Origin of the sequence: Streptomyces montanisoli (genome assembly GCF_017813245.1) — a bacterium.
GTDB classification, from domain to species: Bacteria; Actinomycetota; Actinomycetes; order Streptomycetales; family Streptomycetaceae; genus Streptomyces; species Streptomyces montanisoli.
In genome coordinates this window covers 101,441-126,549 of sequence record NZ_JAGIQL010000002.1, presented here as the reverse complement: position 1 = coordinate 126,549, position 25,109 = coordinate 101,441, and the positions used below count along the sequence as shown (strand labels likewise).

The 25,109-nt window shown below is 70.8% G+C and carries 25 protein-coding genes, 1 other RNA gene and 1 pseudogene; 22 read left to right on the top strand and 5 right to left on the bottom strand.

What is annotated here, in order from left to right:
* Positions 1 to 579 precede the first annotated feature (579 nt).
* The 4 genes and pseudogenes from JFN87_RS01400 to JFN87_RS01385 all read left to right on the top strand — a co-directional run.
* Entirely contained in the window at positions 580 to 1,623 is a 1,044-nt protein-coding gene (locus tag JFN87_RS01400; RefSeq protein WP_209337933.1) for an ABC transporter substrate-binding protein, read from the top strand.
* 105 nt (positions 1,624 to 1,728) lie between these two features.
* Positions 1,729 to 2,622, top strand: coding sequence for a Nif3-like dinuclear metal center hexameric protein (locus JFN87_RS01395; RefSeq protein WP_209337932.1), 894 nt, complete (start codon positions 1,729 to 1,731; stop codon positions 2,620 to 2,622).
* Positions 2,619 to 3,362, top strand: a complete 744-nt coding sequence (locus tag JFN87_RS01390) for a zinc ribbon domain-containing protein (RefSeq protein ID WP_209337943.1) — start codon at positions 2,619 to 2,621, stop codon at positions 3,360 to 3,362. The genes JFN87_RS01395 and JFN87_RS01390 overlap by 4 nt, the downstream gene beginning before the upstream one ends.
* Before the next feature lie 71 nt (positions 3,363 to 3,433).
* Positions 3,434 to 4,102, top strand: a pseudogene (locus JFN87_RS01385) (histidine phosphatase family protein); the annotation flags it as partial.
* A 45-nt stretch (positions 4,103 to 4,147) separates the two neighbouring features.
* Here JFN87_RS01385 and eda read toward each other — a convergent pair.
* On the bottom strand, positions 4,148 to 4,777 hold the full coding sequence (eda, locus tag JFN87_RS01380; protein ID WP_209337931.1) for a bifunctional 4-hydroxy-2-oxoglutarate aldolase/2-dehydro-3-deoxy-phosphogluconate aldolase: 630 nt from the start codon (positions 4,775 to 4,777) through the stop codon (positions 4,148 to 4,150).
* Between the two features lie 93 nt (positions 4,778 to 4,870).
* The gene (yaaA, locus tag JFN87_RS01375) at positions 4,871 to 5,677 is read right to left on the bottom strand and encodes a peroxide stress protein YaaA (RefSeq protein WP_209337930.1); all 807 of its coding nucleotides are present in this window, start codon (positions 5,675 to 5,677) and stop codon (positions 4,871 to 4,873) included.
* A 140-nt stretch (positions 5,678 to 5,817) separates the two neighbouring features.
* Here yaaA and rnpB point away from each other — a divergent pair.
* Positions 5,818 to 6,218: RNase P RNA component class A (rnpB, locus tag JFN87_RS01370), an RNA gene on the top strand.
* Between the two features lie 330 nt (positions 6,219 to 6,548).
* On the opposite strand, the gene JFN87_RS01365 is transcribed toward rnpB, so the two are convergent.
* Both JFN87_RS01365 and JFN87_RS01360 read right to left on the bottom strand, forming a co-directional pair.
* Positions 6,549 to 7,037 (bottom strand): SAM-dependent methyltransferase, encoded by a 489-nt coding sequence (locus JFN87_RS01365; RefSeq protein WP_209337929.1) that lies wholly within the window; start codon positions 7,035 to 7,037, stop codon positions 6,549 to 6,551.
* Between the two features lie 72 nt (positions 7,038 to 7,109).
* Positions 7,110 to 8,498: an NsdA family TPR-like regulatory protein gene (locus JFN87_RS01360; protein ID WP_209337928.1), complete on the bottom strand. Its 1,389-nt coding sequence runs from the start codon at positions 8,496 to 8,498 to the stop codon at positions 7,110 to 7,112.
* A gap of 264 nt (positions 8,499 to 8,762) precedes the next feature.
* Between JFN87_RS01360 and JFN87_RS01355 the strand changes: the two genes are divergently transcribed.
* The 17 genes from JFN87_RS01355 (at position 8,763) to JFN87_RS34460 (ending at position 23,836) form a co-directional block, all read left to right on the top strand.
* Positions 8,763 to 9,185, top strand: coding sequence for a DUF6415 family natural product biosynthesis protein (locus tag JFN87_RS01355; protein ID WP_209337927.1), 423 nt, complete (start codon positions 8,763 to 8,765; stop codon positions 9,183 to 9,185).
* Positions 9,186 to 9,274: 89 nt separating this feature from the next.
* Positions 9,275 to 10,783, top strand: a complete 1,509-nt coding sequence (locus JFN87_RS01350) for an ATP-binding protein (RefSeq protein ID WP_209337926.1) — start codon at positions 9,275 to 9,277, stop codon at positions 10,781 to 10,783.
* A gap of 74 nt (positions 10,784 to 10,857) precedes the next feature.
* Positions 10,858 to 11,370, top strand: coding sequence for a roadblock/LC7 domain-containing protein (locus JFN87_RS01345; RefSeq protein ID WP_209337925.1), 513 nt, complete (start codon positions 10,858 to 10,860; stop codon positions 11,368 to 11,370).
* A complete protein-coding gene (locus tag JFN87_RS01340) occupies positions 11,367 to 11,780 on the top strand; it encodes a DUF742 domain-containing protein (RefSeq protein ID WP_209337924.1) in 414 nt (137 codons plus the stop codon). The genes JFN87_RS01345 and JFN87_RS01340 overlap by 4 nt, the downstream gene beginning before the upstream one ends.
* Complete coding sequence (locus JFN87_RS01335; protein WP_209337923.1) at positions 11,752 to 12,396, top strand: GTP-binding protein; 645 nt, start codon at positions 11,752 to 11,754, stop codon at positions 12,394 to 12,396. The genes JFN87_RS01340 and JFN87_RS01335 overlap by 29 nt, the downstream gene beginning before the upstream one ends.
* Entirely contained in the window at positions 12,396 to 13,037 is a 642-nt protein-coding gene (locus JFN87_RS01330) for a GAF domain-containing protein (RefSeq protein ID WP_209337922.1), read from the top strand. Before JFN87_RS01335 ends, JFN87_RS01330 begins: the two co-directional genes overlap by 1 nt.
* 85 nt (positions 13,038 to 13,122) lie before the next feature.
* Positions 13,123 to 14,376 (top strand): acyl-CoA dehydrogenase family protein, encoded by a 1,254-nt coding sequence (locus tag JFN87_RS01325; RefSeq protein ID WP_209337921.1) that lies wholly within the window; start codon positions 13,123 to 13,125, stop codon positions 14,374 to 14,376.
* A gap of 140 nt (positions 14,377 to 14,516) precedes the next feature.
* The gene (locus JFN87_RS01320; protein WP_209337920.1) at positions 14,517 to 14,996 is read left to right on the top strand and encodes a LuxR C-terminal-related transcriptional regulator; all 480 of its coding nucleotides are present in this window, start codon (positions 14,517 to 14,519) and stop codon (positions 14,994 to 14,996) included.
* Between the two features lie 71 nt (positions 14,997 to 15,067).
* On the top strand, positions 15,068 to 15,631 hold the full coding sequence (locus JFN87_RS01315) for a hypothetical protein (protein ID WP_209337942.1): 564 nt from the start codon (positions 15,068 to 15,070) through the stop codon (positions 15,629 to 15,631).
* The gene (locus tag JFN87_RS01310; RefSeq protein ID WP_209337919.1) at positions 15,628 to 16,203 is read left to right on the top strand and encodes a DUF6624 domain-containing protein; all 576 of its coding nucleotides are present in this window, start codon (positions 15,628 to 15,630) and stop codon (positions 16,201 to 16,203) included. Before JFN87_RS01315 ends, JFN87_RS01310 begins: the two co-directional genes overlap by 4 nt.
* A 72-nt stretch (positions 16,204 to 16,275) precedes the next feature.
* Positions 16,276 to 16,746, top strand: coding sequence for a DUF6082 family protein (locus JFN87_RS01305; protein WP_209337918.1), 471 nt, complete (start codon positions 16,276 to 16,278; stop codon positions 16,744 to 16,746).
* A gap of 129 nt (positions 16,747 to 16,875) precedes the next feature.
* The gene (locus JFN87_RS01300; RefSeq protein WP_209337917.1) at positions 16,876 to 17,061 is read left to right on the top strand and encodes an FxLD family lanthipeptide; all 186 of its coding nucleotides are present in this window, start codon (positions 16,876 to 16,878) and stop codon (positions 17,059 to 17,061) included.
* A gap of 87 nt (positions 17,062 to 17,148) precedes the next feature.
* Positions 17,149 to 19,185 carry a lantibiotic dehydratase family protein gene (locus JFN87_RS01295; protein ID WP_245178546.1) on the top strand — a complete coding sequence of 679 codons (2,037 nt, stop codon included), beginning with the start codon at positions 17,149 to 17,151 and terminating at the stop codon, positions 19,183 to 19,185.
* Positions 19,182 to 20,252 (top strand): lanthionine synthetase C family protein, encoded by a 1,071-nt coding sequence (locus tag JFN87_RS01290; protein WP_209337916.1) that lies wholly within the window; start codon positions 19,182 to 19,184, stop codon positions 20,250 to 20,252. Before JFN87_RS01295 ends, JFN87_RS01290 begins: the two co-directional genes overlap by 4 nt.
* 36 nt (positions 20,253 to 20,288) lie before the next feature.
* Entirely contained in the window at positions 20,289 to 22,337 is a 2,049-nt protein-coding gene (gene fxlM / locus JFN87_RS01285) for a methyltransferase, FxLD system (protein ID WP_209337915.1), read from the top strand.
* A 4-nt stretch (positions 22,338 to 22,341) separates the two neighbouring features.
* Positions 22,342 to 23,562, top strand: coding sequence for a hypothetical protein (locus JFN87_RS01280; protein WP_209337914.1), 1,221 nt, complete (start codon positions 22,342 to 22,344; stop codon positions 23,560 to 23,562).
* Positions 23,525 to 23,836, top strand: coding sequence for a glycosyltransferase family protein (locus JFN87_RS34460; protein WP_372449162.1), 312 nt, complete (start codon positions 23,525 to 23,527; stop codon positions 23,834 to 23,836). Before JFN87_RS01280 ends, JFN87_RS34460 begins: the two co-directional genes overlap by 38 nt.
* 92 nt (positions 23,837 to 23,928) lie before the next feature.
* Here the strand turns inward: JFN87_RS34460 and JFN87_RS01275 are convergent, their stop codons facing one another.
* Positions 23,929 to 25,107 (bottom strand): cytochrome P450 family protein, encoded by a 1,179-nt coding sequence (locus tag JFN87_RS01275; RefSeq protein ID WP_209337913.1) that lies wholly within the window; start codon positions 25,105 to 25,107, stop codon positions 23,929 to 23,931.
* Between the last annotated feature and the right edge of the window lie 2 nt (positions 25,108 to 25,109).

The following is a 25,109-nucleotide window of genomic DNA, read 5'->3' as shown; positions in this document are numbered from 1 at the left end:
TCGGTGGGCCGCGATCCCTCGGCTTGCGCTGCGAGGCGCTGCGCCGCGACGGTCTCCGCCCGCGCGGCCTGCGCGCCAGTGGTCAGGGACCCGGCGACCTGCGCCCCGGTGGGCCAGGGCCCGGGAGCCTGAGCCCCGGTGGGCCAGGGCCCGGGAGCCTGAGCCCCGCTGGGCCAGGGCCCGGGAGCCTGAGCCCCGCTGGGCCGAGCCCCGGCGGCCCGCAGCCCCGGGAGCCGGGTCCCGGCGGGGCGCGGCCCGCCCGGTTCGTCCGGCTCGCCGCTGCCTTCGGCCGGCTCGGTCGGCCGGCCCGCACCCGGCTCCGCCGGTTCCGGGCCTGCCGGCCCGGAACCGGTGCGCTCCGCCTCGACGGTGAGAGCCGTCATCGATGTCATCGGTCCGTCACCTCCGGCCAAGAAGCTAGTTTTCGCACTTCCTGCCGAACAACGTGAGTCGACCGTCTTCACACGTACGAGTGGCGACGGCTCGATTTGCCGGGGGTTGTCCCGTCGACTGTGCTGCTTCATGAGAATGCACTTAAGGTAAGGTTCGCCTTACCTAACTGAACCACCAGGAGTCACCATGCCCCTGCGCCGTCGCGCCACGCTCACCGCCGTCGCCCTGGCCGCCGCGCTGTCCCTCGCCGCCTGCGGCTCGTCCGACGGGAAAGACGGCAGCGGCAGCGACGGCGGCAACGGCTCCGGCAAGAAGGCCGACGTCGCCACCGGCGGCAAGGACTTCGCCAAAGCGGGCGAGCGTACGGCCACGTTCGGCACGACCGCGAAGGCCGGGCAGTTCCCGCGCACGGTCACCATGGCCATGGGCAAGGTGACCATCCCCGCGAAGCCGAAGCGCGTCGTGGTGCTGGACGTCGGGGAGTTCGACAACGTGGTCTCCCTCGGCGTGAAGCCGGTCGGCTGGGCGCCCACGCAGGCCGGGCAGGGCATCCCCGGATACCTCAAGAAGGACGCGGGCAACCCCAAGCAGGTCGGCACGATCAGCAGCCTCAACCTGGAGGCCATCGCCAACCTCCACCCGGACCTGATCCTCGGCAGTGAACTGCGCGCCGCGGACAAGTACAAGGAGCTGTCGAAGATCGCCCCGACGGTCTTCTCCATACGCCCCGGCTACACCTGGAAGAGCAACTACCTGCTGAACGCCGCCGCGCTCGGCAGGACCGCCGAGGCGAAGGCCGAACTCGCCGCGTACGGCGCGAAGGCCGCCGCCCTGAAGAAGGACCTCGGCCCGCACGAGCCGACCGTCTCGATGGTCCGCTACATGCCGGGACGCCTGCGGCTGTACGGCGAGGACTCGTTCATCGGGACGATCCTCAAGGACACCGGCCTGCCGCGGCCGAAGAACCAGCAGGAGGACGAGCTGGCGATCGAGATCAGCCCGGAGAAGATCGACGAGGCGAACGCCGACTGGGTCTTCACGGGCGTGTACGGGGACCCGGCGAAGACGGACGAGGCGGCGGCGACGTCCAACCCGCTGTGGAAGAACCTCCCGGCGGTGAAGGACGGCCACGCGAAGACGGTGAAGGACGAGACCTGGTACCTCGGCCTCGGCGTCACCGCCGCGAACTCGGTCCTCGACGACCTGCGCACCTACCTGGTGCACACCTGACGAAACCGGCGCACGCCGGCGGGCGGGGGCGCCCCGCGACCGCCCCACGACCGCCCCGCGACCGCCCCGTACGCGTGCCGCCCCGCGGCAGGTAGCCTTTCGACCGTGCCCCGTCTGTCCGAAGTCCTCGCCGAGCTCAACGCCCTCTGGCCGCCGTCGCGGGCCGAGGAGTGGGACGCCGTCGGCACCGTATGCGGCGACCCCGGCCGGCCGGGCGACCCCGCGCTCCCGGGCGCGTCCGTCGACCGCGTGCTGTTCGCCGTCGACCCCGTGCAGGAGATCGCCGAGGAGGCCGTCGCGCTGGGCGCCCAGCTCCTCGTCACGCACCACCCCCTCTACCTGCGCGGCACGCACGGCGTAGCCGCCGACACGTTCAAGGGCCGCGTCGTCCACACGCTGATCGAGCACGGCGTCGCCCTGCACGTCGCCCACACCAACGCCGACACCGCCGACCCCGGCGTCTCCGACGCACTCGCCGGGGCGCTCGGCCTGCGCGTCCTGCGGTCCCTCGTGCCCGACCCCACCGACCCCGACGGCCGCAGGGGCCTCGGCAGGGTCTGCGAACTCGACGCCCCCACCACCCTCGGCCACTTCGCGGCGCGCGCCGCCCACCGCCTGCCCGCCACCGCGCAGGGCATCCGCCTCGCGGGAGACCAGGACGCGCCCGTCCGCACGGTCGCGGTGAGCGGCGGCTCGGGCGACGGCCTGTTCGCGGCGGCCCGCGAGGCCGGCGTGGACGCGTTCCTCACCGCCGACCTGCGCCACCACCCGGCCTCAGAGGCCACCCAGCACTCCCCACTGGGGCTCGTCGACGCCGCGCACTGGGCCACCGAGTGGCCCTGGTGCGAGCAGGCCGCGGCCCAGCTGGACGAGATCTCCGACCGCAACGGCTGGGACCTGCGGGTCCACGTCTCGAAAACGGTCACCGACCCATGGTCGTCGCACTTCGCGTCATCGACGCCCGCCCTGACCACGAACCCACCGGGAGCCCCCAACTGAACGCCGCGCCTGCCGACCAGCTCCGACTCCTCGACGTCCAGGCACTCGACGTACGGCTGTCGCAGCTCGACCACCGCCGCTCGGCCCTGCCCGAGCACGCGGAGCTCGACTCGCTCGCCAAGGACCTGGCCCAGCTGCGCGACCTGCTCGTCGCCGCGCAGACGGAGGAGAGCGACACCGCACGCGAGCAGACCAAAGCCGAGCAGGACGTCGACCAGGTGCGCCAGCGCGCCGTGCGCGACCAGCAGCGCCTCGACTCCGGCGCCGTGACGTCGCCGAAGGACCTGGAGAACCTTCAGCGCGAGATCGCCTCCCTCGCCAAGCGCCAGGGCGACCTCGAGGACGTGGTGCTCGACGTGATGGAGCGCCGCGAGTCCGCGCAGAGCCGCGTCACCGAGCTCACCGGGCGCGTGTCCGCCGTCGAGGCCAGCACCGAGGAGAGCCGCGCCAGGCGCGACACCGCGCAGGAGTCCATCGACGCGGAGAGCGCCGGCGTGACGAAGGAGCGCGAGACCGTCGCCGCCTCCGTCCCCGCCGACCTGCTCAAGCTGTACGAGAAGCTGCGGGAGCAGCAGGACGGCGTCGGCGCGGCCCGGCTCTTCCAGCGCAGGTGCGAGGGATGCCGTCTCGAGCTGAACATCACCGAGCTGAACGACGTACGCGCCGCCGCGCCCGACGCCGTGGTGCGGTGCGAGAACTGCCGCCGCATCCTCGTGCGCACGGCGGAGTCGGGGCTGTAGCGATCGTGGCCGTACACGACGACACCCTGACCGGCGGCGGCGACCAGCCCGTACCCCCACGTGCGTCGACACCCGCACCCGCGCCCGCCGTCGGCTGGGGTTCGGGCGCCGACATGGGCGCGCCCACGACGTTCCTGCTGCTGCGGCACGGCGAGACGGCGCTGACGCCAGAGAAGCGGTTCTCGGGCAGCGGCGGCTCCGACCCCGAACTGTCCGCCACGGGACGGCGCCAGGCACAGGCCGCGGCCGCCGCGTTCGCCGCGCGCGGCACCGTCCAGGACATCGTCTGCTCCCCGCTGCGCCGCTGCCGCCAGACCGCGGACGCGGTCGCCGAACGCCTCGGACTCCCCGTCACCGTCGACGAGGGCCTGCGCGAGACGGACTTCGGCGCATGGGAGGGCCTGACGTTCGCCGAGGTGCGCGAGCGGTACGCGGACGACCTCACCGCCTGGCTCGCCTCGCCCGAGGCGGCGCCCACCGGGGGCGGCGAGAGCTTCGTCGCGGTCGGCGAACGCGTCGAGGCGGCCCGGCTTCGGCTCGCGGAGGGCCACGCGGGGCGCACGGTCCTGGCCGTCACGCACGTCACGCCCATCAAGACGCTCGTCCGCCTCGCGCTCGGCGCCGCGCCGCAGGCCATGTTCCGCATGGAGCTCTCGCCCGCGTCGGCTTCGACCGTGGCGTACTACGCGGACGGCAACGCGTCCGTGCGGCTGTTCAACGACACGTCCTACCTGGACTGACCTGGCCGGCGCGACTCGCCAACCGGCCACGTCCGGCGCGGGACGTCACGCCCTGCGGCTGTCCTGGAGCGTCGACGCCTCGCGGGCGAGCGCCTCGACGCGGTCCCAGTCGCCGGCCTCGACGGCGTCCTGCGGCACCATCCATGTGCCGCCGACGCAGCTGACGTTGGGCAGCGCCAGGTAGCGGGGCGCGGACTCGGCGGTGATCCCGCCGGTCGGGCAGAACCGCGCGCGGGGCAGCGGGCTGCCCAGGGACTTCAGGTACGGGATGCCGCCCGCGGCCTCGGCGGGGAAGAACTTCATCTCGGTGACCCCGCGCTCCAGCAGCGCCACCACCTCGCTCGTGGTGGACACGCCGGGCAGGAACGGCACGCCCGAGACCTCCATGGCCGTGAGCAGCCGGTCCGTCCAGCCGGGGCTGACGAGGAAGCGGGCGCCCGCGGCGACCGACTCCGTCACGGCCTCCGGCGTGAGGACCGTGCCCGCGCCGACGACGGCCTCCGGCACCTCGGCCGCGATCGCCTCGATGGCGCCGAGCGCGGCCGGCGTGCGCAGCGTCACCTCGATCGCGGGGAGCCCGCCCGCGACGAGGGCGCGCGCCAGCGGCACGGCGCCCTGCGCGTCCTTGAGGACGACGACGGGGATGACGGGGGCGAGATCCAGCACGGAGGTCATGCCCTCATCCTGCCGCGCCACGGGCACATAACGCAACGCCCGTTGCGCAGCACGCAACGCCGCAGGTGAGCTGCAAGTGAGACCTGGCGCCTGTCAGTGGACCTCGCGCACCACCACGTCGAGGCGCCACGTCCTGCCCGCGCGCGCGGGCTCCTCGGCCTCGACCACGTGGCCGAGATCCCGCAGCGCCGCGACGAGCGAGGCCGGCGTCTTCGGCGCGGCGCCCGACGTCAGCAGGTCGCGGACGATCCTGCCCTTCGTCGCCTTGTTGAAGTGGCTGACGACGGACCGCTTCTCCTCGCCCGTCCTCTCGTCCACGCGCGCGTGGAGCACCCGCACCGTGGCCGTACGCCCCGCGAGTTCGCCCTTCGGCTGCCAGGCGGCCGTGTATGCCGACGAGCGCAGGTCGAGCACCAGGCCGCGGCCCGCCGCCTCGGGCATGACCGTCGCCATCGGCTCGCGCCAGTGCGCGCCGAGCGCGCCGAGACCCGGCAGTTTCACGCCCATCGAGCAGCGGTACGAGGGGATGCGGTCACTCACGCGTACGGCGCCCCACAGGCCCGAGAAGATCAGCAGCGACGAAGCGGCCCGGCGCTTCGCGGCGGCGTCCAGCGTGCCGAGGCCGAGCGCGTCGTACAGCACGCCCGTGTAGATCTCGCCCGCGGGGCGCGTGCCCGCGGTGCGCAGCGCCGCGTTCTTCGCCACCTCACCGCGCAGGCCCTCGCTCAGGCCCAGTACCTCGCGCGCCTTGTCCTCGTCGCCCGAGCACAGCTCCACGAGCTCGTCCAGGGCCGCGGCGCGTGCCGGGGCGAGGCCCGGCAGCGAAAGGGACCCGGGCTTCAGCGGCGCACCGCGTCCGGGCGCGGCCTTTCCTTCGGACGGCGGCAGCAGCACGAGCACGGCGATGACTCCTCGGGACGTGACGGGGCGGGGCTCCCGCCCGCAGCCAGTCAGCGTAGGCGACACCCGCGCGGGGCCGCGAAGGCCCGCGCGGGTGCCGGGGGCCCCGCCGCGACCGGTAGCATGTCGGACACGGCAGACGAGCCGGCCGGACGGCCGCGTCGGGACCACCGGTCCCGCCGAGGAACGTCCGGGCTCCACAGGGCAGGGTGGTGGGTAACGCCCACCCGGGGTGACCCGCGGGACAGTGCCACAGAAAGCAGACCGCCGGGGGCCTCGGCCCCCGGTAAGGGTGAAACGGTGGTGTAAGAGACCACCAGCGCCCGAGGTGACTCGGGCGGCTAGGTAAACCCCACCCGGAGCAAGGTCAAGAGGGGCCGCCGCGAGGCGGCCCTGCGCGGACGTTCGAGGGCTGCCCGCCCGAGTCCGCGGGTAGACCGCACGAGGCCGGCGGCAACGCCGGCCCTAGATGGATGGCCGTCTCTCCGGCCGCCGCGAGGCGACCGGACGACAGAACCCGGCGTACAGGCCGACTCGTCTGCCCCTACCTGCGGCTTTGACTTGGAAAGGGCCTCTGACCTGCGTCGGAGGCCCTTTCCGATCTTTCGGGGGCTTGCCGCGTTAGGCGGCAAAAAGTCCCTCGGAAGTCCCTCAGACAGCGCTGAAAGTCCCTGAAAAGTCCCTGGGACGGAGAGGTAGCGGATGACCCTCGGAGCTGCTCGATCTCCATGCCGCCGTCAACCTCGACAGAGCGAACAAGGGACTCAGGATCGGCCGCAGCACGGATGCATCTGTCCGGATGCCACTGGCGCCGGGTTCGCGAGCCGGTGGCCGATGCGGGCGCGGAAACTCACCGCCACGGCGGGACCGCTTAGCCTCTGCGGTCAGCCGCGTCGGACCAGTAGGAGGGGTCGAGCATCTCACCCGGCCAGGAAGGCTGGCGTACAGCCCCGCGTGGCCCCATCTGGGCGAAGTACGGAGCGATGTCGAGCACCGGTGTTCCGTCTACAGCATCGAGATCGGTGACTATCAGGTCCCGGCCTTCTACCCTCAGCAAACGCGGGTAACTGGTGGCCAGTTGGTTGGGCCGACGGTGATTGCGGTGGACGAACGTACCGCTCGCCGGCCACTGCGAATTGCCCCGGGGACTGCGGGCGTGGAGCTGGACGTCCTCGGGGCGCGCCAGGTGGAAGTGCCACGTGACCGTCAGGTGGGAGAACTCGTCGATGCCCTGGAGGCTTTCGAGGGGGAACTGCTCGTTGAGTCGGATGACGGACTCGACTCCACCCTGGTAGTCGTCCTGAACGCGGGTGTGGCCGCCAATGACCGTTGCGATCGATTCGACCTCGTACGTCGTCACCGTTCCTGGTTCCTCTCCGCTGGAGATGCGAGCCCACGGGCTGATGTGAGGCGTCACAAGCCTGTGTCGCGATCAGCCTATGGCCCGCAGCATGCTCTGTGCCCGGTGATCCAGTGCGGTGACATGCTTGCCCCCGCGTTGCCGGACGGGCGAGAGGTCGCTCCGGATACGGATGATGACGTCTCGGGCACGGCCGGACTGGACGCCGGTCATGGCGTCCAGCGCCTGGCTCCAGGTGGCGCATGCCTCGTCGAGGTGTCCTTGCTGGACTTGGACGGCGCCGAGGTAGCCGAGCGTGACGCTGTGCGTGCGGGCGTACTGCTGGCGTCGGCGGGTGGCCACGCTGCGCTTGAAGTGGATCTCCGCATCGAGGGGCTGGCCCATGTCGCGCAGCGCGCAGGCGGTTTCGTGGGCGAGGGAGGCTTCCTGGAAGAAGCTCACGCGGTCTGGCGAGTCGGTGGTGTCGGCCCGGGCGAGGTCTCGTTCTGCGCGGCTGATGGCTGCGAGGGTGCCGTTCCGGTCGCCCTCGGCCGCGAGGGCTCGTGCGTGGACGATTGCGAGTAGCGCCTTCTCGCGGTGGCTGGCCTGGCCGTAGTGGTCGCGGGTCATCGAGGCGTCGGCCAGGGCGAGTGCCCTGCGCGGGTGCCCGAGGTCCACGGCTTGGTGGGCGAGGGCACGCAGGACGTGCCCGCCGAGCGGACCGTCGTCGGCTTCCGCCGCGATCCGCGCGGCGATGGTGAGGTAGCGCTGGGCCGTGCGGTGTTCGCCGGCGTCGAAGGCCATCCAGCCGGCGAGGTAGGTCATCTCTGCCACAGCCGAATACGTGTCGCGGCGGAGCTGATCGGTGCGGAATCTTCCGTCGAGCAGTGGCACCGCTTGGTCGAGCAGGTGGCTGGCGAGGGCTTTGCGGCCGGATGCGCCGCCTCGTTGCTGATCACGTGCGGAGTAGTAGACCGTCAGGTCGCGGATGTCGTCGATGTCCGCCTGGGTCACCTGGCGCACGGCTGCCAGCCCGCGATTCGCCGCTGCGGCAGGTGCGGCTGCCCACCACGAGGCCGAGGGCAGGGCGAGGCCGGTCGCGGAGTAGGCGACGGTAGCCAGCAGCTTGCGTCGGTGCATGTCGAGATCGTTGCTTCCCAGCTCGGCCAGCGCGGTCAGAGGGTCGACGCTCCAGTCGGAACCGCTGTCGGCCGTGCCTGTCGGCTCGCCCTCCAGCCCGAGGTCGGCCAGGGTGAGGCGGCGGCCAAGTCTGCGGGACAGCGTCTCGCGCAGGATATGCGGTGCCCGGCCACTGGGCTTCGTGCCCTGGATCCACATGGCGATGTGCGAGCGGGAGATCGCCTGCAGCTCGCGCACTCCGCTCTCTGCGGCCACCCGGGCCACGGCAGCGGCTGCCTGGGGTTGGGACCAGTCTGCTTCGCGCAGGAGCGCGGCGAGGGCGACGTTGCGTTCGCGAGCCATGGACTGCCCCTCGGTTTCGAAATGATCTTTGACGCCTTTGACGGCCCTGCGGGTGGCGCAGGCATACCGCTCGGCAGGGATTCACGGTTCGCTCAACGTAGTGGCCGAGTCACTCACTTCGCACGCCGGTCGTCAGCGCGACCGGGCTGTCTCAGCTCACTTTGGCTTGATCCGAACAGGAGGTCTGTTATGCGGCTTTCGCTGGGCCGTCGCCGAGGCAACATTCGGCGTGTGGACGGGAGCCGACGCCCCGGGAACGTCGTCATGGAGTCGGTGCCGCAGCGCAACCACGTGGCGGCCGCGTCGGAGACGGTGACGCTCATACTGGGTGAGGGTTCGCCGCTGCCCGAGTGCGCCGCTGATGTCGAGGACCTCGTTCGGCTACTGCGTCGCCACGTTGCCCAGTTGGCAGCAGAGGCCGCACCGGGCACGCCTGCCCTGCTGCGCGCCCAGCGGCTCTGCTCCGACGGGGTGCCCGAGGGCTACATGCCCAGCCGGGCGTATCTGCTCGAGCTCGCTGAAGTGACTCAGGAACTGGCCGTACACGTGAAGCACAGAGGTCCCGGTCAGATGCGCTCGAAGCACGCACGGTCTTGGTGGAAGCCGCAGATCAACGTAGTGCGCGGGGCGGTCATGGCCGTCGCTCTGGCGTGTGTGGTCTTTGCCGCTTCGGCGCCTCGGACATGAGCGGGGCTGTCTACGGGGCGGTCGGGGTTCCACCGCCCCGCTCGGCCACCCGCAGCACGCTTAGCCACCCCAGCCTGATGAGGATTCCCATGCCTGACAGCGTCTTCCCGCCGCGACCGGCCGCTGCCGGCCACCGCAGACGGCGGCCCCCGGTCGACGCGATCACGCTGCACCGTGTCCGCCGTGCCCTGGCCCTGCCTCTGGTGCTGCTGGCCGCGCTGTTGGGTGTCGCTTGCCTGCTCTGGTCGGTGTCCGCGGTTGGTCCCGGCTGGCTTGTGGCCGGCCTTGTCTGCGGGCTGGCCGGGGTCGTGCTGGTGGCGGTTCGTGGAGCGCGAACGGCCGCGCACGTCATGCAGGCAGCCGTGGAGGAGGCCCAGCTGGCGGCGCTGACAGCGGTCGCGGGGGCAGCCGCGGCCGTCGAGAAGTCGGTGCAGTGGTCGGCGGACGAGCTGTGCCGCGGAGCACGCCCGCCACTGCCGGAGATGCAGACGCCGCAGCCGGCCCGTGTCACCGACGGGATCAACAAGGCGTTGGCTGCGCTACAGGTGCAGGCCGTCGCGTCGCTGATACGCGTGCACGATGAGTCCCAGTCCGTTGTTCTCCTGGAAGTGCTGCGCCGTCTGGCCATGCGCGAGCACGCGCTGGTCGGCAAGGCACTGCAGGCGCTGAGCGAGCTGGAGATGCTGACCGACGACCCGGAGCTACTGTCGAAAGTTTTCGAGATTGATCACCTGGTTACGCGGATGCGTCGGCAGGTGGAGAGCACAGCTGTGCTGGGTGGTCAGTCGCTGCGCAGTGCGCGCCGGCCCGTGCCGGTCACGACCGCGCTGCGCGGTGCGGTCTCCGAAGTGGTGCAGTATCCGCGGGTGGTGGTCGCGGCTGGTTCCGTGGGCGCTGAGCTCGGGCTTCCGGGGCATGTCGGTCCGGACCTGACTCATCTGCTGGCCGAGCTGATCGAGAACGCCTGCGAGTGCTCTGATCCGGCGACGAAGGTGATGGTGCGCGCGCAGCGGGTGTCGAAGGGACTGGCGATCGAGGTTGAAGACCGGGCCGTCCCGATGCATCCGCAGATGCGCGTACAGATGAACCAGCTGCTCAAAGCTCCTGACATCGTCGACGTCACCGGCCAAGTACGGGAGGGGCAGCTGGGCCTGCTGGTGGCGGCGAAGATTGCGAATTCGCATGGGCTGTCGGTTCTCCTGCAGGAGAACGTGACCGGAGGCACGACCGCTTTGGTCGTCATTCCGGAGCGGCTGCTGGTGGCGATGCCCACCGTCGATAACCCCGGTGCGCTGCCGGAACAAGCACGCCCGTCTGCGTCGCCGCGGCAGGTTGCCACGGCGGCAACCACCCACACGGCGGACCAGGCCACATGCCCGGACATCGCCGAGACATCAGGAGCCGGTGAAGCAGGAGACGCTGCTGAGGCGCCAGCTCTTCCCACGCGTAGGCGTCAGCCGGGCTCGTTTCGTCCTCCCCGCGAGCGCGAGCGGGAGCAGGCTCCGGTGACTGCGGCGACGCCGGGGCTCGCCGCCGCCTTCCGCAGCGGCATCCAGGCCGGTTCTCCCTCCGGTTCGGCGGAACATCCCGGTCCCTGATGTCGCTGTTTCCTTCCACGTTCCCGGTGGCCCGGATGTATCCGCCGGCCCTTCCCCCTTCTGGAGCGATTCCTATGAGCACCCACCCGACGAGCAACGCGACCGGCGACGCGCCTGCGTCGGAGGCAACGGCACGCGGACAGCGGGACAACATGGCGTGGCTGCTGCGCCAGTTCGTTGCCGACGTCCCGGCGGTTACGCATGCCGTCCTGCTTTCGCGCGACGGACTGTGCCTGTTGGACAGCGATGTCGACAAGGACTGGGCAGACGAACTGTCCGCCGCCCTCAGTGGTGTTGCTTCCCTCGCGGGGAACTTCACCGGTCCCAGGAACAAGAAGAGGCCGGCCGGGCAGATCATCATCGAGCGGGACGACTGTCTGGTCTTCGTCCAAAGTGCCGGGCGCAGCGCGGCCTTCGACAACCACCCTGGCAACGAGCGCGGCAAGGTGGACACGGTCCTCGCTGTCGTCGCCGCCGCGGACGCGGACGCAGGCCCCGTCGGGTTCGAGATGGGGCGCCTCATCGACAGGTTCGCCCCCTACATGCAGATCCCCGTGCGCGTCGGCGCGAGTGGACAGGTCCGGTGAGTGCACACGGCCGCGCCGGTGAGGAGTCGGCGTTCGTGCGGACCTACACCCTCACGCGAGGGCGCACCACGCCGCGGCATCTGCTCGGGCTGGAGACGGTGCTGGAGCATGGGCCGGGGCGGCCCGGTCCGGGTCAGGCCGAGGAGTGCGAGCGGATTCTCGCCCTGTGCCGTGAGCGTCGACGTTCGGTGACCGAACTGGCGGGCCGACTGTGCCGCCCCGTCACCGCCGTGAAGATCCTCGTCTCGGACCTCCTGGACGCCGACGCACTGGTCGTGCCCGTCACCGCCCCCTATGCCGCGACCGACACGGACGCGGATGCACGTCCCTCCCCGCAACTGCTGGCGGCCCTGTCCGCGGGCCTGAAAAGGAAGTGGCCCGATGCCATGGCCCACCCCCAGGCCGGATGACCCGGCCACGGTGCTGCGCACTGAGCCGCGCCCGCACACCGTTGCGCCGACCGTGCTGAAGGTCGTTATCGCCGGGGGCTTCGGCGCGGGCAAGACCACCGCGGTGGGTGCGGTCAGCGAGATCACGCCCCTGAGCACGGAGGAGTACCTGACCGAGGCGAGCACCGGTGTGGACAGTCTGGCGGGCGTCGAGGCCAAGCGGACCACGACCGTCGCTTTCGACTTCGGCCGCCTCACCCTGCCCGATGCGCCCGTGCCCCTGGAACTGTTCTTGTTCGGCACGCCCGGCCAGGACCGGTTCGTCGATCTCTGGTACGACCTGTCCCGGTCAGCCGTCGGCGCGGTCGTTCTGCTCGACACCCGGCGCCTGGAAAGCAGCTTCACTCCCGTCAGCTTCTTCGAAGACATCGGTCTGCCCTTCGTCGTCGCCATCAACGAGTTCGACGGAGCGCACCGCTACCACCCCGAACAGGTCCGCACCGCCCTCAAACTCCCCGCCCGGATACCGGTGGTCGCCTGTGATGCCAGAAACCCGAACCACGTCGCCGGTGTCCTTTTGACCCTCGTCGACCACGCCGTGAAAACCACACCCACAATCAACCTCCAGGACGCCTGATGTCACAGCACAACGACCCCTACCTCCCTGCGCGGATCGCCCCACCTGCCGTGTCCTTGCCGCGACGCGGCGACGCACTACATCACCCCCACCACCTGTCCGCCCCGCCTGCCACTGCCTTCTCCGGGCCGCAGGGCGGGCAGTCGGCGGAGCTGGCCCGGCGCTACGAGCTCCTCGAACGCCTGGGCGTGCCCACCACGGCCAGCGAGGAGTTCGACGAGCTGGCCCGCGACATGGCCACACGGGCCGGATTCCTGTACGGGTTCGTCAACCTCTTCCTCCAGGAGCAGACCTTCGTCGGACTGCACCAGCCGCCGGCGGACAGCGGGTACGTCATCGTCGGGCGCACCATGAGCCGCGACCACGGCTGGTGCCCGGAGGTCGTGGCCCGCAAGAAGGCCCTTCCGCTCCACGACGTGCACGCCTCCCCGCGCTTCAGCGGCAACCACGTGGTCGACGCGGTCGGGATCCGCTCCTACTTCGGTGCCCCACTCATCCACGACAGCGGCACCGTGCTGGGCACCGTGTGCGTCATCGACCCCGAAAAGCGGCCCCTGAGCGAGGCCCGCCGACTCCGCGACATCGTCATCGCCGCCGGCACGCAGGTGATGGACCGAATCGCCCCGGCGCCCGTCCGCTAGACCCGCACCACCGCCCCCGCCCGGGATCCGCTAGCGACACCCGGCCGCTCCACGCCTGCGACCTTCACCCAGGGAGAGGGAGACCATGTCCGCCGCACCCACCACACCGCCACCGGCCCTGCACCCCTACCTCACGACTCGCAACGCACTGCTGTGGGACGAGGCGAACACTTTCGCCGTCGAGCACGTCGCGCCACGCGCCGCGGGGATGGAGGCCGCGCCGGGCCGGGTGGAGCGCAAGGTCGCCGAACTGATGGCCGTACGGGGCTGGTTCGCCGTCACCGTCCCACCCAGCCTCGGCGGGCTGGGGGCTGGGCATGTGGCCAAGACCATCCTGATCCACCGCATCGCCTGCGTCTCGGCGGCTGCCGCGGCCATACTGCAGGCCACCCTGATCCCCGTCGGCGCCGTGCTGCACTTCGCCACCCACGAGCAGAAGCACCGCTGGCTAGCGCCGCTCGCGGACGGTTTCGGACTGCTGTCGATCGCCGTGACCGAGCCGCAGGCCGGCGGGCATCTCGGCGGCATCGAAACCACCGCCGAACGCGTCGGCAACCAGTGGGTGATCACCGGCAACAAGAGCCATATCGGCAACAGCCATCTCGCAGGGGCCCACCTCGTCATCGCCCGGACCGCCGAGGCGGGCGTGCGCACCTCCCAGGCGCTGACTGCTTTCATGGTCGAAACAAGCCGCCGCGGGCTCTCGGTCCGCGACCACCGTCCCGGCCTCGGCCTGCACGGCTTCTCCGCCGGCCGCCTCCGCCTCGACCACGTCCGCATCCCCGAGGACCACGTGATCGGAGAAGTCGGCCAAGGACTGGCCGTGGCCCAAAGCAGCAGCATCCTGTACGGCCGGCCCAACCTCGCCGCCATCAGCCTCGGCATCCACGAAGCCGTCGTGGCCACCACGACCGCCCGCCTCAAGGCCCACTCGCGCTACCGGGGCACCCTGTCCGACCTGCCCGTCCTACGCGACCGCATCGGTGACATGGAAGCCCGCCTGCGCGCCGCCCGCATCCTCGCCTACCAGTCCGTGCACCTCCTCGACCAGGGCCTGCCCTGCGACACCGACCTCATCAACGCCAAATACCTCGGCCACCAATGGGCTGCCCGATCCGCCCAAGACGCCATGGAACTGCACGGCGCCCACGCCCTCGACGGCCATCACGTCCTCCAGCGCCTGTGGCGCGACATCCAGCACACCTACCCACCCGCCGGAACCGGCGAAATCCAGCGCATCCGCCTCGCCGACGCCGCCTTCGACGAAGACCACGTCCAGTGGTCCCAACGCCTCACCCCTGAAGCCGTCCGGGCACAGCCCGGCCCGACGGCCGCATGAACCCCCGTGCGCGGCACCCCGTGAATGCCCACCGCCTCGCACGGGCCCGAGCCGCCGGCCCCCGGCCCCCGGCGGGGCCGGCGGCACCCCCACCCGTGACCATCCACCCAGCCGAGAAAGCGAATCCCGTGGCTCCGCCCATGACGACCAGCGCACCGAGCACTCCCCTGACTCCGACCCTGCGGCGCGTCGCCCAATACCTCGCAGACGGCCTTGACGCTCACAACATCGCCGCACAGACCGGGCTGTCTGCCGCTACCGTCCGCCAGTACATCCGCGACATTCGCGTGCGCCTCAACTGCCCGCCCCGCTGCAAGCTCCCGATGATCGTGCACCGCCTGTTCACCACCCAGCAGGTGGCCCCTCCGCGAGCGGACAGGGCAACGCCGCACCTCGGCGCGGACCAACGGCGGCTGCTGCGAGCCGTCGCCGAGCACGACGCGCCACGCGACATCGCCCTCGCCGCCACCCTCGCCCCGGCCGATCTGCGCGCCGCCCTCGACCAACTCCTCGCCGACACGCACGCACGAGACACCACCCACCTGGTGATCCTTGCCTACGGCTGGAATCTCCTTGCGGCCGAGCCGGCACGCGAGACGCGGAACGGAGCAAGCCAGTGACCTCCACAACCCACCAGGAGCCACCGGCGCAACCCCCGTCCACGCCGACACTCCAGACCTCCGCATACGAGATGCGCACACTCCGCACGGATACCGAGCGCGAGGAAGCTGCCGTCCTGGTGCGCGACCGGCAGCGCTGGCTCACCCAGCGCGACCTGCCCGTACCCGCCCGAGCCGACATCCCGGCGCTCTTCCGTAACCCGCAGATGAGGCCCGCCGGGATGTTCGAGGACGGGAAGCTACTGGCCTGCATGATCCCGCAGCGCGATCCCGACATCGGGTGGGGCGAGGGACCCTGCCTCTTCCTGGGCGACATCCACACCCTGCCCGACCAGACAGACGACATCACCCGGCTGATCACCCTGTGGGCCTCCGACTACGCCGACCGGCTCGACCTTCCCCACGTACGAGCCGAAACCCTGACCGGCGAGAGCCCCCAAACCGAGCCCACCGCAGTCTTTCTGCGCAGGCTCACCGACGTGGGCTGGCACGTGCACGAGTCCGGCCCGGGCAGGGAGGCCGATCTTGTCACGCGCCTCGAACTCGCCGCCGAGCACCGGCCCGGGTTGAGCGCACTCATCGGCTGCCTCGTCGACGAACCACAGCCGGATCTGGGCGTTCGGGGCAGCGCGTGACGATCACAGAACCACAGCGGCCCGACCTCGCCCGCGAGCTGATCGCCCGCGCAGCACAATCAGCCACGCACCGGGCCCGACGGGTGCGCAACCAGCTCGACGCCGTCCAGTTCGGCCAAGCCCGCCACGCCGACCACGCCAACACGAAGGTGCTGCGCCGCATCCTGGCCGAACACGACTGGCCCGGCCACTGCCTTGTCGGCTCCACCGCTGCCCGCGCCGCCTGGAGCATCGCCCTGCACAGCAACGACGATCCCGCCTTCCAGCGCGCCGCCACCATCCTGCTGCAACGCGCCGTCAAGGCCGGCGATGCACCCATCCAGCACTGGGCACACCTGCACGATCGCACCCTCATCAACCACGGGAACGACCAGGAGTACGGAACCCAGTTCCTTCTCCACGAGGGCGGCGTCGAACTGTGCCCGCTACGCGCCCCGGAATCACTGGACGAGCGAAGGGCCAGCGTCGGACTGCCTCCCATCGCCGCCGCCCTCAAAACCGTGCGCTGCCGGTACGCCCAAGATCTCGGCACTGAAGATGCCCCGAACTTCGCGCTCGCGGAGGCCGCATGACACCGGAGCCGCTACCTCGCCACCAGGCCGACCCACTTCCGCAACTTCGCTCTACGACAGGACTGTTCAACCATGAAGCTCACCACCGCCGTCCTCGCTGCCGGTGCTGCCCTCTCCCTCACTACCGCCGTGGTGGGCGCCGCACGGCTCAGGCAGGACGCACGGCACCAAGCCGAGCGCAACGAAGCGATCGTCGCACGCAACCAGCTCGACTGGCTGGCGCAGTTGTCCGTCAACCCCGACCTCGCGAAACTCTGGGCACCCGAGGACATGGACGTCGATGAATACGTGCAGCTACTGAAGGCCAACCAGCTGATCTGCACACTCAGCCTGCGCGACCGCCTCGGCTTCGTCCGCATCGGTGACCTGCCGTTCTACGCAGCGAAGCTGATGGACAGCGAAGTGAGCCGACGGTACTGGCACCACTTCGGCGACCTCCGCGCCCAGGAGGCTGAGGGCGACGAGCGCGCCGAGCACTTCACCAGGGTGCTGGACCAGGCCGCGAACAACCACCCTCAGGCTCAGCCCGCAGCGGCAGCCTGACGGCAACACACCCCGACCCCCAGACGCCGCGGCTCGGTCGACTTCCCGAGCCTCTGCCGTCTGGCATCGATCTCCGGGGCCCCGACCGGGTTCCGGTAGGACACACCGTCCCACTCATAGGAGGCATGTATGACCGCCATCCAGGCCGAGAAGCCGGCCGAACAGGCCCAGGCGAACCTCGCGAAGACCGACGAGGACCCGTTCGGGCTCGACATCACCTTCATCGAGGGTACGCCGGCGACCGAGACGGTCCTGATGTGCAGCACCGGCGACACCTGCGGCAGTTCCTGCCCCAGCGCCTGCACTACTTCGTAAGCCGGGGCCACCCCGGCAGCGGCCGGGCGGGGATCTCCCCGTCCGGCCTGCCCCCGCCCGTCACGCCAGAAGATGAGGAGAGCGCTGATGACTCGGCACCGGTCCCGCCAGTACGAGGGCACGGGGCAGGCCATGCTGCGCGCCGCGGCGCACACGACCGAGCCCGCCATGCCGCCCTGGCCGGCGCCCACGGCAACAGCGGACCAGTGGCGCGGATGGCTGAGCACCGTGTGGTCCGACACCGCCTTCCGTCGGGCCGTGTCACAAGCCAGCCCTCACCTGGCTGAGCAGGTGCAGGCCATCATCAACGGCCGCACGCCGAAGGTGCGCCGGATGCATCGGGCGGCCCTGGCCACCGTGCGTTACGCGATCCGCTACGCCCACCGCTCGACCCCGTACGGTCTGTTCGCCGGTGTCACACCGCTCGGCTTCGACCAGGCCGCGTCCGTGCGCTTCGGCGAAGAGCACCGAGCCGTCGCCCGCCCCGACCCTGCCAGGCTCGACGAGATGCTCACTGCCTGGGAGAGCGACGCCGCACGCATGGCCAGCGCGGAGGTGTGCGTCAACACGCTGATCCGGCAGGACGGACAGCACATCCACGTGCCGTCCGAGGGCGATGCCGAGTTCCGCCTCGCATTGAACCCTGCGCTGCGTCTCGTGCTCGACCTGGCCCGATCACCGATCGCCTATCGGCAGCTGTCCGACAAGCTGGCCGCGGAGTTCCCCGCCGTGAACGACACGGCGCGCGACAGCTTCCTGCGTGAACTGCTGCGTGTGCGGCTGCTGCGCTCCTCGCTGCGCGCGCCCGCCACCATCGCCGACCCCGCCAGCGTCTTGCCCCCTATGTCGCGCGCGCAGATGGCCGACCTGCGGACAGCGTGCGACCTGCGGCTGGACGCCGAGGTGCGACTGCCCAAGCAGGTGCTGACCGAGGTGGAGACCGCGGCAACTGTACTGGCCCGCCTGGCCACTCATCCGAACGGGACACCGTCCTGGCGCCGGTGGATCGAGCAGTTCACCGCGCTCTACGGCGAAAACGCCGCGATTCCGGTGGAGCTGGCAACAGACCCTGACGGAGGTGTGGGCTTCCCGGCAGGGTTCACCGCAGCGAGCGAACCGCCCCGGCCAATGTCCCGGCGCGATCGCCTGCTGCTGGAACTTGCCGGCACCGCCGCCATCGAAGGCAGCCGCACCGTCACGCTGACCGGCGCCATGATCGAGGAACTGCAAGCAGCCGGCGACGATCCGCGCCACGTGGCTCCCCACCTGGAACTGGCCGCACAGGTCCACGCCACCACAGTTCCTACCCTGGACCGAGGCGACTTCCGGCTGCGTGTTCTGACCGTTTCCCGTTCGGCGGGATCGATGACCGGCCGGTTCTGGCACCTGTTCCCCGGCACCGAGGCAACGTACGCAAAGCTGCCTACCGTCGATCCGCAGGCGGAACTCGCGCAGCTCTCCTTCCACGCCGGGCGGGTGCCGGCCGATCTGCTCACCCGCGCGCCGCAGGCCCTGCCCCGCATCGTCAGCGTCGGCGAATTCCGCCACCCCGACCCGAGCGTTCTCTTTCCCCGCGACCTCTCGGTCACCGTCGCCGACGGCCGACCCCAGCTGGTGGAGTCCACCACGGGTAAACGACTGGAGCTGCTGGCCCCCACCGCCATCAACTTCCTGTGGAACAACTACACCCCACCGATGGCCCGCTTCCTCGGAGAGATCAGCCGGGCCGCGTCCCCGCAGGTGACCTGGTTCGACTGGGGTGCCGCTTGGACGCTGCCCTTCACCCCGGCCCTCACCTACCGGCGCACCATCCTCGCCGCTGCCCGGTGGAAGCTCCACAGCCGCACGCTGCCTGCCCGAACCGTCCCACTCCCGCAATGGGGCGACCAACTCCATGCCTGGCGTGCCCGGTTCCGAGTGCCGGAGCGGGTCCTTCTCCCCAAGGACGACCAGCAGCTGCCCCTCGACCTCACCCGCCACGTCGACCTGGCCCTCCTGCGCGCGCACCTGGACGCCAGCTCTTTCGGCATCGCCACGCTGCACGAAGCGCCCCCGCCGGACGCCGACGGGTGGATCAACGGTCGGGCCCACAGCATCGTCGTCCCCCTGGCCAGGCGCTCATGACCACGACAACCCTGCCCCGAACGCAGGACCTGTCCGAGGGCGCCCTGGGGATGGCTCTGCTCGACATCGAGCGCCGCGATCTGTCCACCGCCCGCCGCCACCTCGCCCGGGCCACCGCCCGGGGAGTCAGCACCGGCAGCAACGCCAGTCTCTTCCACGGCGCGCCCGCCCTGGAGTTCGTCCTGTCCCGCGCCCACAGCGCCGACGACGACGTCCGGGCGGCCGTCGATCGTGTCGTGGACGCCCGGCTCGCCGCCGCCCACCGCCGACAGGCGACCGGCGCTCTGCCCCATCTCGCCGAGTGGGACCTCGTCCGCGGCATGACCGGCCTTGCCGCACTGCTGCTGTCCCGCCGCCCGCCAGCACCCCGACTGCCCGACGTGCTTGCCTGTCTCGTCTCGCTCGCGCAACACGGCCGTTGTGAGGGGCGGATGGTGCCCGGGTGGTGGTCACCGGTCGGCCCGGACGGGAAGGAGATGGCCGGCGGGCACGGCAACAACGGCATGGCCCACGGCATCGCGGGGCCCCTGGCCGTGCTCTCCCTCGCCCTGCGCGCCGGAGTCAGCGTCCCCGGGCAGGAGGAAGCCGTCGACACGTTCGCCACCTGGCTCGACCGACATGGCGCCCACTACTGGACCACCGCAGCACACCTGGACACCGATCAGCCGCCCGCAGCGGAGCCGGCCCGCCAGTCCTGGTGCTACGGCCAGCCCGGCATCGCCCGCGCGCAACAGCTCGCCGCGCACGCCCTCAGGGACCCCGCCCGGCGCCAAAGAGCCGAGGACACCGTCGAGACCATCCTGACCGATCCGCTGCGGCTCGCCCGCATCACCGACTCGACGCTGTGCCACGGCTGGGCCGGACTGCTGGCCCTCGCCCGCGCGGTCGCCGCCGACAGCCCCGCACCCGCGCGCTTCATCCCCATCATCCACGACCTCCAGCGACGGCTGGCCGCTGACTGGGAGCGTCTGCCCAAACCCGGATTCATGGAAGGCCGCGCCGGCGCCCGCCTCGCCCTGGACGCCACCGACACCACCGGCTGGACCCGTGTCCTCCTGCTCACCTGACCCCACCCCGCCGCATCGCAAGGAGTTCCCTCCCTCATGACCTTCGACGACGAGAACCTGCCGATCCGCTTGGACACGTCCTGGTGGCACGCCTCCGTGGCCTTCCCCGACCAGCACGGGGACGCCGCCGCCCAGGCCCTGGCGACCGCACTGGCCGGACACCGCTTCCACTTCCTGCGCAAGGACGCCGGCGTGCGTCTGCGCACCGAACAGCCCTCCACCGGCCTGCTGGACCAGCTCGTCGCCGACAGCGTGATCACGGGCTGGGCGGCGGGCGTCTACGAGCCGGAGACCCATGCTTTCGGCGGTCCCGAGGGCATGGCGGTCGCGCACGACGTGTTCTGCGCCGACAGCCCGGCCGCGCTCGCCCAGACCGGCGTCCCCGGCGCCCGGGAGCGCAGCGTGATGCTGCTGTCCGCCATGATCCGCGAGGCCGGGCTGGACCCGTTCGAAGCCGGGGACGTGTACGCCCGGTGGGCCGCCCTGCGGCCCACCCTTAGCCCGCCCCAAGGGCCCACGCTGGACAAGGCCGTCTCCGCGATGCGGCGACTGATGAACGCGGACGCCGCCCTGCGCCCCGAGGCGGAGACGGGCTGGGGCGAGCGGTTCGCCGCTTTCGAGGAAGCCGGCCGCCGCCTGCGCCGGCTCGCCGCCGACGGCCGACTGATACGCGGAATCCGGGCCGTCATCGCCCATCACGCGATCTTCGCGTTCAACCGCGCAGGCGTGCCTGCCGACGTGCAGGCCGCCACCGCGTGGCTCGGCCGTCACGTCGCCTTCTCCACCGGAGAGGCAGCTGACGTGTCTACCCCCACGTCCGCCCCGGCGGACCCTAGCCTCCCTCGAATGGAGACCACCGTGACACCCGTAACCCAGCCCGCCCAGCTGAGCGAAGCCCTCGCCCAGCGACTCGTCGACAGCGGCCACCTGCACAGCCATACCGTCATCGACGCCTTCCGCACCACCGACCGGCACGCCTTCCTGCCCGGCATCGACCCGGAGAGCGCGTACAAGGAGGACGCGGTCCCGATCAAGCACGACGAGCACGGAGAGATGATCTCCTGCATCTCCGCACCGTCCATCGTCGCCACCCAGCTCGAACAACTCGGCGCCCAACCCGGCCACAAGGTCATGGAAGCAGGAGCCGCCACCGGCTACAACGCCGCCCTCCTCGGCAAAATCGTCGCCCCCGGCGGCCAGGTGTGGACCCTCGACGTCGACCAGGACCTCGTCGCCGGCGCGAGCAGGCACCTCGCCGAAGCCGGCGTCGACAACGCCACCGCGGTGATGGCCGACGGCGCGGCCGGCTTGCCCGAGCACGCCCCCTACGACCGCATCATCTTCACGGTCGGCGCCGGCGACGTACCCGTGAAAATCCTCGACCAGCTCGCCCCCGGCGGACGCCTGGTCCTGCCCATGCGGATCCGCGGCAGCATCTCCCGCTCCTTCGCCTTCGAACGCGACGGCGACACCTGGAAGACCGTCTCCTGCGAGATGGCCACCTTCATCCCGCTCCGTAAGGGCGTCTGCGACGACGTGTACACCCTCGTCCCCATGGCCGGCGAGGGCAACGTGCGCCTGGAGACGTTCAGCGAACAGGACGTCGACCGCGACGCGCTGCGTACCGTCCTCGACCAGCACCAGACCAAGATCTACACCGGGGTGAAGTTCCGGCAGGGCTCCGCGTGGGAGTGGCTGTACCTGTACCTGGCCTGCGTGCTGCCCAACGGCCTGTCTCGGCTGCCGGGCCAGCGCCCCGGGTTCACCCCACACTTCGGCTGGGGCTCCATGGCCGCCCTCGACGGCGGGTCGCTCGCCTACCTGACCATCCGCGAAGGCGAGGACGACAAGGGCCGGTACTGGGAGGTCGGCGTGATCGGCCACGGCGAGGCCGGCTCCACCCTCGCCGAGCGCGTCGTGGGCGAGATCCGTGCCTGGGACGCCAGCGGCGGTAACGACGCCCCCGAACCGGGCTTCCGGATGGCCGTCGCGGATGCACGTGACCGGCTCACGGTTGACGACACGCGCTTCCTCGTCGACAAGCCCTACAGCCGACTGGTCATCGACTGGGCGCGCAAGGGCTGAACCGATGGTTCCCGCGATAGCCGGCCGCATTCCACTGGTCCGCCGCACCAAGGCGCCCGCGCTCCCGCTTCCCGAGCGCATCAACCACCTCACCGGGCTGACCGTCGCGCCCGCAGGTGCGAGCCACCACGACCTGGTGGCCCGCGCCTGCGGGGTCCTCAACTACGCCGCGCTGATCGCCTCCGATGTCGGCCTGCCCGACCTGGCGGCCGACTTGTGCTGGCGCCAGCACCAGCTCTTCGCTCACACCGGCCGCTTGAGCGGGCCGATCGCCGTCATGTCGCTGATGCCGCTGGTCAACCTTTCCCGGCTGCTGACCCGCGACGGCCAAGGGGAAGCCGCCTATGACCTGCTGGTCCGCCTCAACCACGCCGCACGGCAGCGGGAGAAGACCGAAATCGACGGACGCACCGTCGATCTGTCCGACCTGACCGGCACGAATGAGGATCACCGCACGGTGTGCCGAGAGCTGTGGGTCACGCTCCTCGTGGACGGCGCCCGCGCCCTCGCCCGCATCGGGCGGTGGACCGACGCGGCCGAGGCCATGGCCCAGCATCGCGGCATCGGCAACCGGCTCCTCGACGGCCGGCAGATCAAGATCATGGCCCTAATGGAGCAGGGCCTCGACCAGCAGGCCCGCGAGCTGATCGACACCACCCAGCCCACGGAACCCTGGGAGATGACCGTCGCCACCATCCTGGGCGCCTACTGCCGTCCCGCCGCGGCACCGCTTCCGCGGGCCGACGTCGACCAGGCCCAGCGTGCAGCCGCCTCTCTCCTCGCTGATCCCGAATCGTCGATCGCCGTGTTCCAGGCCCGGACGGGCCTGGCCGCCCTGGAACTCGACGCCGACGGGCCGCACACGCACTCGCTCCTTTCGGCTCTCGCCGACGTGGCCCGCCTCGACGCCTATGCCGCATGTGAAGTGCTGGACCACCCGACCACCCGGACGCTGCTCAGCGCCGAGCGGGCATCCGCGCTCGGCTCGGTGGTCGCCAACGCAGGTCTCGGTTCCGGAAACCTGCCCGCGGATCATCAGCGGGCCTTGACCGAATCTGTCGCCTTTTCGGAAGCCGAGCTGAGGCGACTCCTCCGTGACGACCAGGCGACACCGGGCAATCCCCCGAAGGAGGTACCGCAACCACAACGTCGTCAAGGTCGTCGTCACGGCCCGCAGCGAGGCCCTCATGTTCTCGCGCCAGCCCATCCCGTACCCGAGGGGTGATCGGCCGAAGTACCTGCGTCAACTAGGCCTCTACGGCTTGACAGGCAAGGCTCTCCAACACTTTCGTGAGCTCCAGCAGGGGCCCTTGGAGCGTGCCGAAGGAGTGGAGATGCTGCGCTTCGTCGAGCACGGTAACGCCGTGCGGATGGTCCCCGTCCTGGACGGCGGTGTGGCAGTAGACACCCTCGAGGATCTGGCGCGAGCCGAGCGCCTCCTCGATCAGAACGACGGAGCACTGTGTACGCGAGGGGCCGCACGGCGTTCTGCACGGTGAGATGGGTTCACCTCACCCGCGGCTCGTGTCCGATCTTCGGAAAGCCCCCGCCCTCACACTTCTGGCGAACAGAAGTCCGGGGCCGGGAGCCTCTAAACACGGATGGGCAGTGTGACCAGCCCGCGGACGAGCCGAGTCCGTCGCCATTCCAGTTGGTCAGGCCGTTGGGCGAGCCGGATCCCGGGGAAGCGGGTCAAGATCGCCCGGAGCGCGATGTCTGCCTCGGCCATGGCCAGGGGAGCGCCGATACAGCGATGGATGCCGTGGCCGAAGCTGAGGTGAGCGGCGGCACTTCGGTCCAGGTCGAGCAGGTCCGGTGAAGGGAACTGATCCGGGTCGCGGTTGGCGGCTCCGAGAGCAACCAGCACCGGGACGCCAGCCGGAATATCGGTCTCGCCGAGAGTGACGGCCTCTGTGGTGAACCGGAAGGTGGCTGTACTGACGGGGGAGTCGTATCGAAGCAGCTCGTTCAGTGCCGCTGGGATGTCATCCGGATTCTCACGAAGGCGAGTCAGCGCGGCAGGGTTCTGGAGCAGCGCCAAGGTGGCATTGCCGAGGAAGTTGGTGGTGGTCTCGTGTCCAGCCACGAGCAACAGCACCGCCAGAGAGACCAGTTCCTCCTCGCTCAGGTGGTCGTCTCCGTCGCGCGCCGAGATGAGCCGGTCAAGGAGAGAGCTGCCGGCGGCCTGACGCTTGGCAGCGATGAGGTCGGTCATGTAGCCGGCCAGGGAATGCGAGGCCGCGTCGATCACGTCCGGCTTGCCTGCCGCGAACAGCTCCCCAGACCAGCGCTGGACATCGGGCCGGTCCTGTTCCGGGACTCCGAGCAGCTCACAGATCACGATGACCGGCAGCGGAACCGCGAGGCCGGCCACGAAGTCGAACTGGTCGCCGACGGGCCACTGATCCAGCAGTTCGTCGGTGACCTGGGCAATGAACGGACGCAGCTCGGCGACCGCACCGGTCGTGAACGCCTTGGTCACCAGCTTGCGGAGCCGGGTGTGCTGGGGCGGATCGCTGGCCAGCATGGTGTGCGCCACTGCAGGGTGCAGCCGACGCCGTGACCCCTTGTCTGCGAAGAACGTGGCCGTGTCCTTCGAGAGCCGAGCGTCACCGAGAGCCTCCCTCGCCTCCGCATACCCGGTGACCAGGTAGCTGACGTGCCCACCGGACCCGGTGGGCACGGCCTGCACCGGACACCTTGACCTCATGGCGGCATAGGTGGGGTAGGGGTCCTGGAGGAAGCGGGGGTCCTGAGTCGGGTCGGTCATGC

What these genes read in the sequence shown, in the direction of transcription:
- JFN87_RS01400 (WP_209337933.1), top strand. Translation starts at nt 580, where the DNA reads ATGCCCCTGCGCCGTCGCGCCACGCTCACCGCCGTCGCCCTGGCCGCC.
- eda (WP_209337931.1), bottom strand. Translation starts at nt 4,777, where the DNA reads ATGACCTCCGTGCTGGATCTCGCCCCCGTCATCCCCGTCGTCGTCCTC.
- JFN87_RS01360 (WP_209337928.1), bottom strand. Translation starts at nt 8,498, where the DNA reads ATGGCTCGCGAACGCAACGTCGCCCTCGCCGCGCTCCTGCGCGAAGCA.
- JFN87_RS01355 (WP_209337927.1), top strand. Translation starts at nt 8,763, where the DNA reads ATGGAGTCGGTGCCGCAGCGCAACCACGTGGCGGCCGCGTCGGAGACG.
- JFN87_RS01350 (WP_209337926.1), top strand. Translation starts at nt 9,275, where the DNA reads ATGCCTGACAGCGTCTTCCCGCCGCGACCGGCCGCTGCCGGCCACCGC.
- JFN87_RS01345 (WP_209337925.1), top strand. Translation starts at nt 10,858, where the DNA reads ATGAGCACCCACCCGACGAGCAACGCGACCGGCGACGCGCCTGCGTCG.
- JFN87_RS01335 (WP_209337923.1), top strand. Translation starts at nt 11,752, where the DNA reads ATGCCATGGCCCACCCCCAGGCCGGATGACCCGGCCACGGTGCTGCGC.
- JFN87_RS01330 (WP_209337922.1), top strand. Translation starts at nt 12,396, where the DNA reads ATGTCACAGCACAACGACCCCTACCTCCCTGCGCGGATCGCCCCACCT.
- JFN87_RS01325 (WP_209337921.1), top strand. Translation starts at nt 13,123, where the DNA reads ATGTCCGCCGCACCCACCACACCGCCACCGGCCCTGCACCCCTACCTC.
- JFN87_RS01320 (WP_209337920.1), top strand. Translation starts at nt 14,517, where the DNA reads ATGACGACCAGCGCACCGAGCACTCCCCTGACTCCGACCCTGCGGCGC.
- JFN87_RS01315 (WP_209337942.1), top strand. Translation starts at nt 15,068, where the DNA reads ATGCGCACACTCCGCACGGATACCGAGCGCGAGGAAGCTGCCGTCCTG.
- JFN87_RS01305 (WP_209337918.1), top strand. Translation starts at nt 16,276, where the DNA reads ATGAAGCTCACCACCGCCGTCCTCGCTGCCGGTGCTGCCCTCTCCCTC.
- JFN87_RS01300 (WP_209337917.1), top strand. Translation starts at nt 16,876, where the DNA reads ATGACCGCCATCCAGGCCGAGAAGCCGGCCGAACAGGCCCAGGCGAAC.
- JFN87_RS01295 (WP_245178546.1), top strand. Translation starts at nt 17,149, where the DNA reads ATGACTCGGCACCGGTCCCGCCAGTACGAGGGCACGGGGCAGGCCATG.
- JFN87_RS01290 (WP_209337916.1), top strand. Translation starts at nt 19,182, where the DNA reads ATGACCACGACAACCCTGCCCCGAACGCAGGACCTGTCCGAGGGCGCC.
- fxlM (WP_209337915.1), top strand. Translation starts at nt 20,289, where the DNA reads ATGACCTTCGACGACGAGAACCTGCCGATCCGCTTGGACACGTCCTGG.
- JFN87_RS01280 (WP_209337914.1), top strand. Translation starts at nt 22,342, where the DNA reads ATGGTTCCCGCGATAGCCGGCCGCATTCCACTGGTCCGCCGCACCAAG.
- JFN87_RS34460 (WP_372449162.1), top strand. Translation starts at nt 23,525, where the DNA reads ATGTTCTCGCGCCAGCCCATCCCGTACCCGAGGGGTGATCGGCCGAAG.
- JFN87_RS01275 (WP_209337913.1), bottom strand. Translation starts at nt 25,107, where the DNA reads ATGACCGACCCGACTCAGGACCCCCGCTTCCTCCAGGACCCCTACCCC.